The organism is Anaerobacillus sp. 63XJN7_4_ISO-PGPR-S23-413, assembly GCF_056173725.1.
On record NZ_CM149688.1, the window covers coordinates 1275878 to 1291428 of the forward strand.

General features: G+C 41.1%; 14 protein-coding genes. 8 read left to right on the top strand and 6 right to left on the bottom strand.

All coding sequences use genetic code 11. From position 1 onward, the window contains the following. Positions 1–143 precede the first annotated feature (143 nt). From AC0VYO_RS07010 to AC0VYO_RS07020, 3 genes are all read left to right on the top strand, one after another. A complete protein-coding gene (locus tag AC0VYO_RS07010; RefSeq protein WP_475369046.1) occupies positions 144–2540 on the top strand; it encodes an immune inhibitor A domain-containing protein in 2397 nt (798 codons plus the stop codon). Positions 2541–2681: 141 nt separating this feature from the next. After that, positions 2682–3026 (top strand): MerR family transcriptional regulator, encoded by a 345-nt coding sequence (locus AC0VYO_RS07015; RefSeq protein WP_371018440.1) that lies wholly within the window; start codon positions 2682–2684, stop codon positions 3024–3026. Beyond that, on the top strand, positions 3019–3474 hold the full coding sequence (locus AC0VYO_RS07020; protein ID WP_475368742.1) for an SRPBCC family protein: 456 nt from the start codon (positions 3019–3021) through the stop codon (positions 3472–3474). Before AC0VYO_RS07015 ends, AC0VYO_RS07020 begins: the two co-directional genes overlap by 8 nt. A 180-nt stretch (positions 3475–3654) precedes the next feature. Here AC0VYO_RS07020 and AC0VYO_RS07025 read toward each other — a convergent pair whose 3' ends face one another. Next, the gene (locus AC0VYO_RS07025) at positions 3655–4560 is read right to left on the bottom strand and encodes a TetR/AcrR family transcriptional regulator (RefSeq protein ID WP_475368743.1); all 906 of its coding nucleotides are present in this window, start codon (positions 4558–4560) and stop codon (positions 3655–3657) included. Between the two features lie 209 nt (positions 4561–4769). On the opposite strand from AC0VYO_RS07025, the gene AC0VYO_RS07030 reads away from it, so the two are divergent. Then, positions 4770–6278, top strand: a complete 1509-nt coding sequence (locus AC0VYO_RS07030; RefSeq protein WP_194220921.1) for a DHA2 family efflux MFS transporter permease subunit — start codon at positions 4770–4772, stop codon at positions 6276–6278. 119 nt (positions 6279–6397) lie between these two features. Here the strand turns inward: AC0VYO_RS07030 and AC0VYO_RS07035 are convergent, their stop codons facing one another. Beyond that, on the bottom strand, positions 6398–7972 hold the full coding sequence (locus AC0VYO_RS07035) for an IS1182 family transposase (RefSeq protein WP_475367971.1): 1575 nt from the start codon (positions 7970–7972) through the stop codon (positions 6398–6400). A 170-nt stretch (positions 7973–8142) separates the two neighbouring features. Further along, a complete protein-coding gene (locus AC0VYO_RS07040; protein WP_475368744.1) occupies positions 8143–8721 on the bottom strand; it encodes a CGNR zinc finger domain-containing protein in 579 nt (192 codons plus the stop codon). Positions 8722–8833: 112 nt separating this feature from the next. On the opposite strand from AC0VYO_RS07040, the gene trxA reads away from it, so the two are divergent. Continuing rightward, positions 8834–9148, top strand: a complete 315-nt coding sequence (gene trxA / locus AC0VYO_RS07045) for a thioredoxin (protein WP_194220923.1) — start codon at positions 8834–8836, stop codon at positions 9146–9148. 80 nt (positions 9149–9228) lie between these two features. On the opposite strand, the gene AC0VYO_RS07050 is transcribed toward trxA, so the two are convergent. From AC0VYO_RS07050 to AC0VYO_RS07060, 3 genes are read right to left on the bottom strand one after another with little or no spacing between them, the layout of a single operon-like run. Next, a complete protein-coding gene (locus tag AC0VYO_RS07050; RefSeq protein ID WP_475368745.1) occupies positions 9229–10374 on the bottom strand; it encodes a Ger(x)C family spore germination protein in 1146 nt (381 codons plus the stop codon). Further along, complete coding sequence (locus AC0VYO_RS07055; protein ID WP_475368746.1) at positions 10371–11459, bottom strand: GerAB/ArcD/ProY family transporter; 1089 nt, start codon at positions 11457–11459, stop codon at positions 10371–10373. Before AC0VYO_RS07055 ends, AC0VYO_RS07050 begins: the two co-directional genes overlap by 4 nt. After that, positions 11449–12855 carry a spore germination protein gene (locus tag AC0VYO_RS07060; protein WP_475368747.1) on the bottom strand — a complete coding sequence of 469 codons (1407 nt, stop codon included), beginning with the start codon at positions 12853–12855 and terminating at the stop codon, positions 11449–11451. The genes AC0VYO_RS07055 and AC0VYO_RS07060 overlap by 11 nt, the downstream gene beginning before the upstream one ends. 109 nt (positions 12856–12964) lie before the next feature. On the opposite strand from AC0VYO_RS07060, the gene AC0VYO_RS07065 reads away from it, so the two are divergent. From AC0VYO_RS07065 to AC0VYO_RS07075, 3 genes are all read left to right on the top strand, one after another. Continuing rightward, entirely contained in the window at positions 12965–14317 is a 1353-nt protein-coding gene (locus tag AC0VYO_RS07065) for an NAD(P)/FAD-dependent oxidoreductase (protein WP_475368748.1), read from the top strand. A 41-nt stretch (positions 14318–14358) separates the two neighbouring features. Beyond that, positions 14359–14676, top strand: coding sequence for a Rieske 2Fe-2S domain-containing protein (locus AC0VYO_RS07070; protein ID WP_475368749.1), 318 nt, complete (start codon positions 14359–14361; stop codon positions 14674–14676). Positions 14677–14755: 79 nt separating this feature from the next. Next, a complete protein-coding gene (locus AC0VYO_RS07075; RefSeq protein ID WP_475368750.1) occupies positions 14756–15550 on the top strand; it encodes a uroporphyrinogen-III synthase in 795 nt (264 codons plus the stop codon). Position 15551: the final 1 nt, after the last annotated feature.

Here is a 15551-nt window from a genome sequence, read left to right on the forward strand (position 1 = left end):
AGCTCACTACTTGAAAAAATAGTCATAAAAAGGAGGGTTTTAGGAAATATTGAGACTTTTGTATCATTCAAATTTTTCTGAAAAAGGATTATAGTATGATTATTGTAAAACTATTGTAAAAAACATTTTTTAGGGGGAATGAGATTTTGAAGGGGAAAAATGTACTGTCAATGGCGATGATTGCTGCGCTAACGCTAAGTGCTTTCACAGCACCTGGAGCGAGTAGTCAAGCTAGTGTAGACTCGCCGCAAGTGAAGCAAGAAGTGAAGGAAGAAGTTGTACATAAGCAAGGTCCGTTTGATCTAGCGATTGCAAATGAAGAAAAGCTAATTGAGATGCTGAAAGAGAGTGGGAAAATCTCTAAAAATGCATCTGCCAAAGAAGCAGAACAAGCATTGGATGTGTTTTTGAAAGAAAAGTCTGAGTCGCTTATGGAAAAAGACACGACCGGGGAATTAGAAGATGAAAAGCTTGAAGTTGAAGCTGACATTAAAGAAAAGTTAAAGAATGATAACAAAGGTAAGGGAAATGACAACGGGAAAAAAGGCGGCAAGAAACTTGATAAAGTCGTTGAAGAAGACTACCACGGTGATGTTCGTTCTGATAACGTCCTAGTCCTTTTAGTCGAATTCCCTGATTTTCCACACAACAGTATTAAGCCAGATGAATCTGATATGTATTATGAAGATTACGTGAAGGAACACTATCAAGATATGATTTTCGGTGAAGATGGGTATGAAGGTCCGAATGGTGAAGATCTTATCTCTATGAAACAATATTATGAAGAACAATCAAATGGCGCTTACACGGTAGATGGCGCTGTTGCTGGATGGTATATGGCATCCAAAAATGCAGCTGAATACGGTGGTAACTATCCTACTGAAGATGATAGCGACAAGAATGCGCGTGGTCTTGTGAAAGAAGCTCTGAATGCAGCGGCTGCTGATCCTTCTGTCAATCTAGCAGAATATGATCAAGAAGATCGCTATGATCTTGACGGTGACGGTAATTTCCGTGAGCCAGATGGTCTTGTTGATCACTTGATGGTAGTTCACTCAGCAGTTGGAGAAGAAGCTGGTGGCGGACAATTAGGATCTGATGCGATCTGGTCTCACCGTTGGAATCTTGGTAGTATTTTCCCAATCGAAGGATCACCAGAACCAGAGGAGGATTACTTTGGTGCAGGTTCCATGTATGCATATGACTATACTATTGAACCAGCTGATGGAGCAGCAGGAGTGTTCGCTCATGAATATGGTCACGATTTAGGTTTACCGGATGAGTACGATACACAATATTCTGGGGCTGGTGAAGCAGTATCTTACTGGTCAATCATGGCGAGCGGAAGCTGGGCTGGTGCACTTCCTGGAACAGAACCTACTGGTTTCAGCGCATGGTCTAAAGAATTTCTTCAGGCTGCTCAAGGTGGAAATTGGTTGAAGTATGATGAAGTTGATTTAGATGAGATTGACAAAAAAGGTTTGGAAGTTTATTTGGATCAAGCGAACACGAAAGGGACAAACCTTGACGCGCTTCGTATCAACCTTCCAGACAAAGAAACAGAAATTAATACGCCATTTAGCGGCGAATTCGAGTATTTCAGTGGGAGTGACAATGATTTAGATAATTCCGCTGTGATGAATGTCGATCTTTCAAATGCGTCATCAGCCGAATTGACGTTTAAGACATGGTATGACATTGAAGAGGACTGGGATTATGGTTCGATTCAAGTAAGTGAAGATGGTGAGAACTGGACAGCGATCCGGGGAAATATCACGACAGAAACTAATCCTTATGATAATAATCCTGGACACGGCATTACCGGTCTATCTAATGGTTGGATTGATGCTACATTTGATTTGAGCGCTTATGCAGGAAAAGATGTACAAGTGAAAATGAACTACTGGACAGATGGAGCTGCAATTAATCCTGGCTTCTATGTTGATGATATTCGTGTAACAGCGGATGGGAACGAGCTTCTCTTTGACGATGCAGAAGGCGAGCCTAAAGTGGAGTTAGATGGTTTCACAAAGGATAAAGGAGTGAAGGTTTCAGAACACTACTACCTTCTTGAATGGAGAAATCATCAAGGTGTCGATGAAGGACTTGATCACATTCGTCGTGGTGCTAGCTTGATGTCTTATGATCCTGGTTTAGTTGTTTGGTACGTGGATAACAAGTATTCTGATAACTGGACAGGCGTTCACCCTGGCGAAGGGTTCCTTGGGGTTGTGGATGCGGATCAGCACGAATTGTTCTGGAGTGACGGAACGGTGGCCCAAACACGTTACCAAATTCATGATGCTGCATTCAGCCTTCGTAAAGATGAGAAGATGTTCATTGACTACAGCGAGCTTCTTGGTCGCACAATGACAGATAAGAAAAATCAATTTGTGAAAGAATTCAACGATAAGAAAAGTTATTTGAATGAAGCCATCCCTGATGCAGGACGTAATGTACCCCAATATGGCTTGAAATTCAAAGTAACAGGTGAAGCAACGGATCGTTCAGTTGGACGTGTGTTGATCACAAAAAAATAAGAAGTGAGGGGACGCTTAGAGATAAGCGTTCTTTTTTTTCGTTAAGTAGAAGGGGATATCTCTAACACTGGCCAAAATAATTGTTGTAGTGTACTTGACTAGGTGGTGTACCCCGCAGTTTAAGATTAAGGGGGAGGAGACATGTATAAAATAAGTGAGTTTGCCCAGTTAACAGGGTTAAGTAAAGAAACGCTTCGCTATTATGCAGAAGTTAAGCTATTAGAGCCTGCCTATATTGATCCGAACAGCCGTTACAAATACTACGATGATGGCAGTTATTTTCTAGCGCTATTATTAGCAAAGCTAAGGCGGTTTGGATTTACCATTCAGGAAATGAAGTCTGTGATGGAAGATGAGTCATTCGCTCATTTAGAAGATCTTTTGAGTCAAAAGAAATTGCGTATAGAAGAACAAATCAACGATTTGCAACTTCAACTTAACGACATTGATGAGTTTCTTAAATCAGGGAGGGAAAAGAATGATTAGCTGGAAAGATGAGAAAAAAATTCATGCGCCAATTGAAACGGTTTGGGATCTATTTAGAGACAAGAATATTCAAACGATCATGCCAAAGGTTGAAGAGCATGTATTAATAGAAATGGAAGAGCATCAAGTCGGAGCGAAGCATCATCAAACGTATCGTGAAGGAAAAAGACTTGAAACTTACATGGTTGAGACGATCGCCTACGAGGATCGAGAAGAGTATAAAGAGAAACGGATTAAGTTTGTATTGGGAAAAGCGTTTGAAATATCGCTTGGTTTTATACTAGAAAAAGTGAGTGACAGTGAAACTAAATTCATTTACGAAGGTCATAATAAAGGAGTGAATTTTGTGGGGCGCGCCATGCTTAAGCTAAGCCGGCAGAAGGATCAAATGAATGTTGTTCAAGAGTTTATGGACCGGGTGGAAAGTGAAGCGATCGAGCGGAAGTAGATCGAGATTTGATCTGTACAGCATTTATTGTATTCGCATAGATATTCAAGTGGATGCCTATGTGAAAGAAGAGATCAGAAGTAGCTTAACGTTTGGCCTTCTTTACGTCGTATAAAAGTCAGTTAGTAGTATAGCCGCCAAGGCAAACTGGGCGGCTTTTTTCAATGGTGTTGGTGCTCATTATGTGTTTGAACGTTCGCAAGCTTCAGCCACTCTCACAAAATACCCTTTTACTAATTCATCGAGCGCAGCAACGGATTTTTGGTCAAGCGTTTGATCGTCCCTCAATGAACAAAGAACGCTTTCAATGAGAAATTCTCGTGACTTCTTAGAATGAAGAAACTCATCCTGGATAAAATCTAGAAGTTCTATTGATTTTGTGTGTTTCTCGTTCAAACCCTTCTTCAGGGTTGCGATTGTTTGATGAAGTTTTTCTTTAAAGGTTTCATCGGATTGTGTCGCATTTGGTAGCCATGTACTCATCTGCTCGGGTTTGTTCAGCTGTACTCCTGCCGCAGCGGCATCGTTAACGATGTTCACGATACGTTGGACGCTATAGTGTACAACGGGGGAAATGTCTACGCTCGGACCGTTTGCAATCGAATAGTACTTGACATTGTGATGAAGTACGCCCAGAAACATGATCGCCCCATCAAGTAGATATGGTCGCTTATCCTCGCCGAATAGCTCAAGAAAACGAGTGAATACCCACTGAATCATTCTCTTTTGTCCTTCTTTAAGGAAATCCTTCAAATCCTCATCATTCGAGACAAACACTTCTTCAAAAAGTGTAATCAGCTTGTTTTTCTTATTCGTATTCATTTGTAGTTCAATTTGTTTAATAAAGATAGTAAGGTCAGCACGATCCTGGCCGATCATCAATTCATCCCGGCTTGTTTCCATTGAGCCATAAAGGGCTTTGAAAAGAGCAATTAATAACTCATTTTTCGATGAGAAGTAATTGTAGAACGTGCCTTTTGAAATGCCGCTATATTCGAGTATGTCTTGAATGGATGTTGCCTGAAAGCCTCTTTCAATAAAAAGCTGATGCGCCATCTTAATAACGTGCTGTTTGCGATCGTTCATTCTATCACCTTTTACTTCGTTATATTTACATGAAATTTATTGTTGTACTGCCGGTATAAAATTGATCATACCTTATTTCTTGATTAGAAACAAATCCTTTCAAATCAGGAAGAAATAATGATTGCAAAAGTTGAACTCATGGTATATGATATTAGAGATTTGAACCGATGGTATAAATAATTGAACTAAAGGTATATGGGGGAATGATGATGAGTCAATCAGTGAAAGAGACGCCAAAACCAAAGTACGGCATTCTTGCGATTCTGATTGTTGGTGCTTTTATTGCGTTTTTAAATAATACATTGCTTAATATTGCGTTGCCATCGATTATGGCAGATTTACAAATTGAAACGGCTACGGTTCAGTGGCTTACAACAGGATTTATGCTTGTGAACGGTATTATGATTCCGGCAACGGCATTTCTTATTGAAAAATATTCCGTGCGTCGCTTATTTCTTGTTGCGATTGGATTATTTACAATTGGTACAGTTGTTGCGGGGATGGCGGAGATCTTCCCGGTTCTACTTGGAGGAAGAATGCTTCAAGCTTCAGGTTCAGCGATTATGATGCCGCTCTTGATGAATGTCATGCTCGTTAGCTTTCCAATTGAAAAAAGAGGGGCGGCAATGGGCGTTTTCGGTTTAATTCTCATGGCGGCGCCAGCAATTGGTCCGACGCTCTCTGGTTGGATTATTGAAAACTACGATTGGAGAATGCTTTTCCATTTCGTGACGCCAATTGCTATTACGATTTTCCTACTTGGTTTCTTCTTGTTGAAAGATAAAAAGGAAAAGGTAAACATTCGTCTCGATCTCTTTTCACTGATCTTATCAAGTATTGGTTTTGGAGGTATTCTTTACGGCTTTAGTTCTGCAGGGAATAAAGGTTGGGATAGCCCACAAGTTTACTTAACGATTGGAATTGGGGTTATTTCTCTGACGACGTTTATTATTAGACAGTCGAAACAAGAACGACCAATGTTGAATTTTTCGATTTTCAAATATCCAATGTTCGCTCTTTCATCTTCCATTACAATGGTTTTAAATATGGCGATGTTTTCAGGAATGCTGTTGCTCCCGATTTACGTGCAAACCATTCGAGGCATTTCACCACTTGATGCAGGATTGATGATGCTTCCGGGTGCACTTGTGATGGCATTTATGTCTCCGATTACAGGTCGCTTATTTGATAAAATTGGCGGACGCATTTTGGCGACAACAGGTCTAGCTATTACAGTTGTCACAACATACCTGTTTAGTACATTGTCTATGGATACGACGTATAACTACATTATGATTCTTCATGCTGTGCGCATGTTCGGAATGTCAATGGTTATGATGCCTGTATCAACGAATGGATTAAATCAGCTACCAGCTCGTTTTTATCCGCACGGTACAGCGATGAACAATACGTTGAATCAGGTAGCGGGCGCCATTGGTACAGCGCTTCTCGTTACGATTATGTCTAACCGAACAGAATCCGCTGCGGCTGATCTTGCGAGGGAAGCAGCGACGAGCGGAGCGGTAGATCCTACGATGCAGCAACAAATTGCCATGCAGGCGATGCTTGAAGGGATTAACTTTGCCTTCTTTGTTGCTACATTTATTGCAGGTCTTGCGTTTGTGCTCTCATTCTTCATTAAGCGCGCTGGCCGTGAAGAAGTGAAGCAGCCGATAGTGCCAGAATCCAAGCCAGTTGAGCTTGTGACAAATTCATAATAGATAAGCTACAAAAAAGAGGCTGGGACATAACTAGCTTGAAATAATGAAAAAAGGTTCCGTTCAGCGTTTTTGATGAACGGAACCTTTTTTGTTTGGTTATTCCTAAGATTATTGGATCACTCTGCACTCATGGCGGTGTACTTTCTCAAGTTCACCGCCATGAGCGCAAAGCCCATTTCATTTTTGACCTTCTCTTTGCCCCTTACGGACATCCGAGTGAAACCCAAAATAGCCTTCAGAAATCCAAAAACTGGCTCTACATCGATTTTCCGTTGACCGTAGATTTCACCTGTTTTTTCGTCCGAAAGCAGCTCTTTAACCTTATTCTTTTGTTGTTCCCACTTGGTATTGTAATAGACTCTCCGATTCGTGCCATCTTTGGTCTTTGTACATTGTTTACGTAAGGGACAACCGGTACAATCTTCGCATTCATAAACTTTAAATTCTCGTTTGAAGCCACTCCGGTCAGTGCGATGAGAGACGTAACGGAACGGCAACAATTTCCCATTTGGGCATGTGAATAAATCTTCTTCTTCATTGTAGTCCCAGTTGGATACGCGAAACGTATCCTTCGTAAAGCTCTTCTTTTTCTCTTTGCGATAGGTATTGTACGTGATGAGAGGGATTCGCTTGCGATTCTCCAGGACATCGATGTAGTTTTCTTCGCTTCCATAACCGGCATCCGCGACGATGTAAGGTGGGAGTTTAAAGAAATCATTCTCCACACGATCTAGAAAGGGACGAAATGTGCGTGTATCCGTTGGATTCGGGAAGATATCATAAGCGAGCGTATATTGTCCCTCCGTCGCAATCTGGAGATTGTAACCGGCTTTGAGTTGCCCATTTTTCATATAGTCATCTTTCATGCGCATGAACGTGGCATCATGATCGGTTTTGGAATAACTGTTCCGTTCTTTGAAGATAGCCATATCGTTTTCGTATTTTGTTTTGCGCAATACGAAATCCTTCATTTGTTTAAGGAACTGCTTCGGTCCTTTTCGCTCTGAACGAAGCTTTTTTCGTTCGGTTACATCGGCACTGGTTTCAATCTTCTCATTGTATTCTCCGACTTTTTCTTCTAGCTTTTCTTCTATTTTAGAAAGTTCTTTAATGGAAAGTTGTTCTGGACTTTCCCGTTCGATTTCGGGGATCACTTCTTTTTCAATCAACTCATCGTACATCGCATTCGACTTTTCAATCAGACTCTCGCTGTACCTTTCAACAGCCTTGCGCCACACAAATGTAAACTTATTGGCATTCGCTTCAATCTTCGTACCATCAATAAAGATCGCTTCATCATCAATGAGGTCTTTTTGAACGAGCTGACAACGAAACTGTACGAAGCCCTGACGAAGAAGTTCTTTGACTTCTGGGTGGACACGGAACCGATTGATTGTGCGATAGCTGGGTTCATACCCTTGCGCTAACCACATCATCCGTACACTATCCTTGAGGAGACCTTCAATCTTTCTTCCTGAAAAAGCCGATTGGGTGTACGCACATAAAATAACTTTCATCATCATACGTGGGTGATAAGCAGGGCATCCCGTATCACGTAGGAACGCAGAAAAAGCTTCATCCGGAATCTGTTCGACCAACTCATGGACGGCATAGGCGATATCATTTTCTTGTAATTTCATTTCTAAATCTAAGGGCAAAATCACTTGATTCATGTTATAATCTTTAAACATAAGGGCACCTCCGATGGTTATTGTGTGGTAACTATAATTTTATCAGAGGTTGTCCTTATTTTATTGTTAAATTAAGATGAAAATATAGAAAGAGTGGCCCTGCGAACAAATTCTTTGTCCGCAGGGCCACTCTTATTTTAATTTACTGGGTTTTGTCCCAGCCTCTTTTTTTATTCGTTAGAAGAAGCTGTTTTCGTTTTATTATGATAATGCTTTTTGGCTTTTGTCCGATTTCCGCAAACCTCCATCGAGCACCATTTGCGCTTTCCCTTCTTGTTGACGAATAAGGCCAGGCAATTTTCACTTTCGCATGCTTTTACTTTATCCAATACACCACTCGCTTCATGATCAAGCATCTGATAGGCAATGAGTGAGAGTAAACCTTTCGTTCCACCCTCAATAGGGAGCGGGGTAAGGGACTTTTCATCGATCGTAAAAGAAAGTGGGGTCGCTTTTGTCACATTACTTAGCAATTCGAAAAAATCGACTTGAGAAAGGTTTGAAGCGAAGTATTCACGACATTGATTCCGAAAGTGTTGAATGTCATTTGTATAAATAGGATCCTTCTTAATGAATTCTACTTGTTTCTTGTTTAACAACCCCTTGTTTTCCATTAATGTGATCCACTGAACGACGTTCTCTTCCGTTAATAGCAGATCGATAGGGTTTTGATTTTGTATTTTTAATGTGTTCATTAAGTTAATAAATAGGAAATTAGAAAAATGGGAAAAACTCGTTTCGAGTATCATGTTGAAACACACCTTTTGCTTTATCGTTGACATCGATTATAACATAATGTAGTATTCTAACCACTAAATTAGTTTTTAGTAGTTATAAAAATAAGGTAAGAGGAGAGATATAATGGCAGTACAAAAAGTAACGGACCAAAACTTCGAAGAAGAAACAAATCAAGGACTCGTTCTAGCAGATCTAGGAGCGCCCTGGTGTGGCCCATGTAAAATGATCGCGCCAGTGTTGGATGAACTAGATGAGGAACTAGGCGAGCAATTAAAAATTGTCCAACTTGATGTGGATTCAAATCCAGAAACAGCAAGAAAGTACGACGTGATGAGCATTCCAACATTGCTTTTCTTTAAAGATGGCGAACTTGTTGAGAATGCGGTTGGATTTCGAACAAAAGAAGAATTAGCAGGTATTGCTAAAAATCACGGCTAACTTTCCAATAAATAAAGCAGCGCTTCTTATGAAGAGCGCTGCTTTATTTATTGATTACGTATGAAGTTGATTGGCTCTCATTAATTAATATCCTGAGTCCCATAACCTGTTATGGTGAGATTCACGTCTACATTAACAGTAAGGGAAGGGAAAATGCTTTCCCAATTTTTCTCGTGTTCCTTCCAGTACCTAGGTTGTTTGATTTTTACCCATGTGCCAATTTCCAGAAAATCGAGTTGCTGTTCTTTCTGTGCGATGGAAAGAACGCGTTCAATATCTTTCTTGACGACTTGTTGTCCCTTTTCTTGGAGTGGCGTTTCCCATCCTTCTTTGAAAACGTCGCGTTCTATATCCCAGTCCTCCGCAAGTCGCAAAGAACTTTCTACAATAAGGTCGACGGTTAGCTTTCCGTTTTCTACATTTGGCTTAACGGTTGTGTTCGATTTCATTATTTCTAGGACAACTTGATCTTCTCTGGACTCTCCCGCTTCAATGGTTACGAGCCCACCCTGAACTTCATCTGTCACCCATTTGAATCCTCCAACTTCTTCTGGTGAAAGCCAGCCAACTAATTTTTCTTTTTTATTTGATATAATTCCGCCCCCAAGCAACCGCAGTCTATTTTCGTGAATTCCTACTTCAGGAATGACGAAGCTTGCATCTTCTGTAATCCTATTGGAGGCTTCTCCGAATTTAAGATTATCCAATACATAAAGACTCCGCTCTTTGTTTTGAGTGAGCTCCTTCAACTGCACAGCAGGAAACATTTCTTTTGTTGGTTCGACATTTAGTATCGAAGCGGCAGGCTCCCTTGAAATAAATAAGGAAACGGTTCTCCTAAATTCATGATCACGCAAAAAGAAGCTGATTAGTTGCTTGATCGGTTCTTTTCGTAGAAGCTCTTCTGAGAGAACCATGGATTTGAGGTGGGTATAGTTAGGTGGCCGATCAGTTTCAAGTGAATTTTCTCGAATCACTTCAAAGAAATTATTCCCATTTAAAGTAATGTTCTGATAGGGCTGCTCTCCAGTCGTCCCAGTCTCTGTTCCCTGGATGTTATTTGGAACGACGTATTGGTTTGTTAAGGCAAACACTTCCTCTTTGTCTTCATGATAATCAAGTCCAATCCCCATGATCATGCCGAGATCTTCAATTTCGTTACTATCCCAGCACGCCGTTAGCAAGATGAGTGGAAGAACAGCTAGAAATAAGGAAATTCTCTTCATTGAGCAGTCCCCTTTCCAAGCGAGAGCGCTAGAAGCAATAGGGGGAGCGCGATGAGAGCGGTGTAGGATAAATAATTCACGTATGTCCCGTATGAAAATAGTTCAGTAATGCCTGATGGTAATAACGAGAGCATCAGAATGATGAACCCAATAATCATAGTCATAGGGAGAGTGTTTTTTACCTGAAACGTTTTCCTCATGCCAAGCACTGCCGAATAGTAATAGGCGGCTAAAGTCGTGAAGATCGTAATGATCCATCCGAATAGGAAGAGAAGTTCGAATCGCTCAAAGAAGAATCCCTGAAATTCGATTGCTTTTGCCATTTCAATTGTTGGAAATGTAATCACCTTCAGTTCCTCGATACTAAGGACACCGATGTTCAGAATGAAGAAGAGGACATAAATCACACAAACACTCCCAATGCTGATGCTGAAAATGGTGAGCATTGGTTTCCATTTCGTAAACGCAAATTTACCTGACAACACCATGATCAGCTCATATCCTACAAATGAAAAAAAGGTTGTGTGAGCTCCTTTTAATATTTCGATTCCATCAAAATAGAAGATGGGGCGTAAGTGGGTTGGTTCAATATTTTTGATACTAAGAAGAGTTAAGACAAAAAACATAAATAAGATGATTGGAAAGTACAGTTGAAAAAATAGCATGATATTGGAAAGTCCGCTTGATACAAGATACATACACGAAACGACAAGTACGAGTAAGACAACAAACTTGGGCGTTTTATCAAGCAGGTAGTAATTCACAATCTCGGCCATTGTCCGAATGATGTAGGATGAGATCGCAATCATATAGGCAACAAAAATGAGGTTAATCCCTTTGCCGATCCATTTTCCAGTTAGTTCAGTTCCTATATCAAAGACTGTTTTCATAGGGAAACGCTTAATGAGCATAAATAGAAAAATCGCATTTATAAATGCAATGCCGGCTCCTAAAATAACGCTCATCCACATGTTAGATTGACCGACGACTGCTGCGGTTTGTCTTGGCAACGTGACAATTCCGACACCGACGATCGTTGATATAATGAAAATGATGATTGGAAGGGAGGTATGGTTATTTTTCATGTAGTTTCCTATCCTTCTTTCCCACACGATAATAAAGACGTACAAACGAATCTTTCCAGCTTTTCAGCTGAATCGGCGCAAATGGCTCCATGTATGGCGTTCCGAAACTTCTAAGTTTAATTAAATGAGTTGTTACGATGAAAATGGCGATTAGCAAACCGTATACACCTAGTATGGCTGCAGAGAACAGGAAGAAAAAACGAATGGTTCTTAACGCCAGGCTGAGCTGGTAATTCGGAATCGCAAATGAACAGATCGCTGTGAATGAAATGACCATCACCATCATTGGACTAACGATACCTGAGCTGACCGCCGTTTCACCGATAACAATAGCACCTACAATACTAACGGTAGATCCGATTGGTTTTGGTAACCTTACTCCTGCTTCCCGTAAAATCTCGATCGTAAGCTCCATAATAAAAGCTTCAATTACCGATGGGAAAGGTACACCTTCTCTTGTTTTAGATAAAGAAACGGCCAGGCTAGTGGGAATAAGCCCGTGGTGAAACGAGACTAAAGCAATGTAAGTTGCAGGCAATAGTACAGAAATAAGTGCAGTAAAATAGCTTAATAATCGAATTAATGAAGCGGGAATCCATTTAAAGTAGTAGTCGTCAGGTGTTTGAAGAAGCATGTTAAGCGTTGTTGGGGCAATCAGGACAGTGGGAGAGCCGTCTGTCATAATTGCGACACGCCCTTCAAGTAAGGCGTTTGCTACCTTCGTTGGATGCTGTGTTGATGTTAATTCGGGAAAGACTGACAGCGGATTTCGCTCAAGGAGCTGTTCAAGTATCCCTGCATCAGTTATATAATCTGCATTAATTTCGTTTATTCGTTCTCTGGTTTCTTCAATTAATTTTCGATCTGTTTTTCCTTGCAAATAAGTTAAAGAGATGTATTTCACAACGTCTTTTCCAATCAGATGTTGTTCAAATAAAAGATCGCTTGTTTTTAAGTGAGCACGTAATAATGCTTTGTTATCTTGCAGGCATTCTATAAAACCATCCCGTGGACCGCTAATCGTCGGTTCATTGACCGGTTCATCAGGTGAGCGCTTCACAGAATAGGTCGTTTTCACAGCGTAAACAGTGTCAATGTCTTCCTCACGAGCAATAATAACGGTGCATCCATCCATGAGGTGCCTTGAAATGAGGCTATTATCTTCAATGTTGTTAATCGCAGCCATAGGAATAAGATCAGGAAGATCAGCTGCGCTAATCTTTGTTTGATCGTCTGAAATGGTAAGAAGTGGACTAATGATCGTCTTTTGAATCACCACTCGATCAGAAATATCGTCAAGATACACAAGTGTCAGTGTGAGCCCATCGAGTTTAACGGTTTTTAGCTTGAGGTCTTCGGTGTTATGAAACTCCTGTTTTATTTGATCCTCAATCAATGAGGAGGATCGTGGAAAACGCCTTCTTTTCATATCAACATCACTCCGAAAGTTATCTTCCTTTATCATTAACGGAATTGGAGAAACTATCCGTTCTTTCCATCATGTATTGAAAACTCTGTTAGGATATATGACCAATTTGTTATTTTCAATTTTCAAACATGGTACGATTTTGCATATTGATACAGCTTTGAAAGAAGGGGATAGTGTGAAGAAACGACTTGTCGTAATCGGAAACGGCCTTGCTGGAATTCAATTTCTTGAACGCTTGCTATCGAGAAAACCGTCAAGTTTTGAAGTAACCGTCATTGGAAAGGAGCCTGCTTATAAGCGATATCTTTTATCGCGCGTTCTACAGAAGGAAATACCCTTTGAAGACGTCAAATTGGAGGATGATGGTTGGTATCTAAAGCGTGGGGTACGTTTGTTAAAGAATGAAACCGTTGTGACAGTTGATCCCCTCGTACGGCATGTGAAAACCGATCGAGGTCGAAAAATGACTTATGATCTTCTCGTATTTGCAACAGGTAGTCATCCGCATCTCCTTCCCGTCAAAGGAGCAGGGAAGGAGGGCGTGATGACCTTTCGAACGATTGAAGACTGTATGACATTAATGAACGCTCCAAATCATTACCAAAAAGCAGCGGTCATTGGAGCGGGTATCCTTGGGTTAGAAACGGCGATGGGACTCGTTCAGCGCGGAATAAAAACAACCGTAGTGCATCATCAGCCGAATGTGATGAACAGACAGCTAGACCGGCTTGCGTCTGAAATGCTTCAGGAAGATTTAGAACGTATGGGTATCCAATTTTCATTAAGTAAGCGAGCGAAGGAGTTCATTGGAACTTCGCATGTAGAAGGGATTCACTTCTCCGATGGAACGAGTCTGCCAGCTGATCTTGTCCTCATGTCTGTTGGAGTAAAATCAAATATTGAACTTGCTAAGAAAAGTGGGCTAGATGTTCACCGTGGTATTCTTGTGGATGATTATCTTCAAACGAGTGATCCATCGATTTATGCTATTGGAGAGTGTGCAGAACATCGTGATATGACATACGGTCTCACTGAACCGATTATTGAGCAAGCTGAATATCTTGCAAGAACGCTCGCAGGATATCCAGAGCCGTACACAGGCTCAATCATGTCTACAACCTTAAACATTGAAAGCGTAAAAGTGTTCTCAACAGGGCATGTTCTTGAAACAGAGGAGACAAGAACTTTTCAATGGATTGACCCGATTCGACACATTTACAAAAAAATTGTGACCTTACATGGACGAGTGATTGGAGCGATTCTTTATGGTGATACTTCAGAGGCAGCTTTAATAGCAAAGCTTGTGAATAGCCATGCTCCCGTTTCTGAAATTCCAACCAATCAGCTATTTCCAGAACCAAAAATAACGCGCAATACGTTAGCCCTTGTCCCTAAAGATGGGAGATCATCTAAAACGGCGCAAAGCTAATGATGCATGTGTAAAAAACATTGATTGGGAGGATGTTTCTGATGCCGGTTCATGCCGTAAAGATCCACGTGGGAAGAACGCGTGATTTTACCCCTAATTCTAGTCGAGCGATTGATTTACTCCAGCTTTCGATCGCCGTTATTTGCTTGTCGGATGGCACGTTCCATGCTATTCACAATCGTTGTCCATATGGTGGAACGGTTGTGAGTGGGAAGATCAGCGATCATTCTATAATATGTACAAACCACGACTGCCGCATTGATGTTAGGACAGGTAAACTCCTTTCCCCGCATATTGGCGAGGTAGAGACATTTCCGATTGAAATAGAAGATGGTTTGATCTACGTTACGCTTGAGTGATTTGTAGTTGATCATCTCATTGAGGTGCTGTACGCTCTATTTACGTATAAGTGAAGGAGATGGTACAGTCGTGGGCTTAATGAACAAAACCATAGCGGTTACCGGCGGACGAAAAGGGGAAGAAATGCGTGCACTTATCGAAAAACAGGGTGGAAAAGCGCTCATTCGACCTGCACAAGGGACTGTTTTTACGAATGAAGAGCATGTCGTTCATTCTTTACGAGAAATAATTGAAAACCCTCCAGATATGTTGATTTATACGACTGGTATGGGAGAAAAAAGAATGGCTGAGCTTGCGGAATTAGCTGGGCTAGAAAAAGAATACGATCATTTGCTTCGCTCGATTCCAATAGCAGTTCGAGGTACGAAAACGCTCCAGCATTTTAAACAAAAGGGCATTACGCCACAAACGGTGGCGGATCGCGGGACGATGAATCAATTGGAGAATGCCTTAACGATTGAGAATCAATCGGTTGTTCTCCAAATGCATGGTGAAAATGTGCCAGGGTTTATTGAGTCGCTTGAAGCTGCGAACAATACGGTTACGACAATTTATCCATACGAGCATACACCTCCAGAGCAAGCGGTGCTTCAGCAGTTAATTGAGGAGATAGAAAATGGACAGCTTGATGCGGTGGCGTTCACAAGCGCCATCCAGGTACGGTACTTTTTTGAATATGTTGATAGGGTTAAGAAAAGAGAAAGGATCCTAACTTCTTTAACAGAAACGATTCTTCCTGTAGCTGTTGGAGAAGTAACAGAAGAGCATCTAAAAGCTCAAGGAATCGAGCATGTTCTCACACCAACTACACCACGTATGGGCGCGATGGTGATGGAAATGGCTAAGTATTATAGAAATCTAGCATCATCATAAA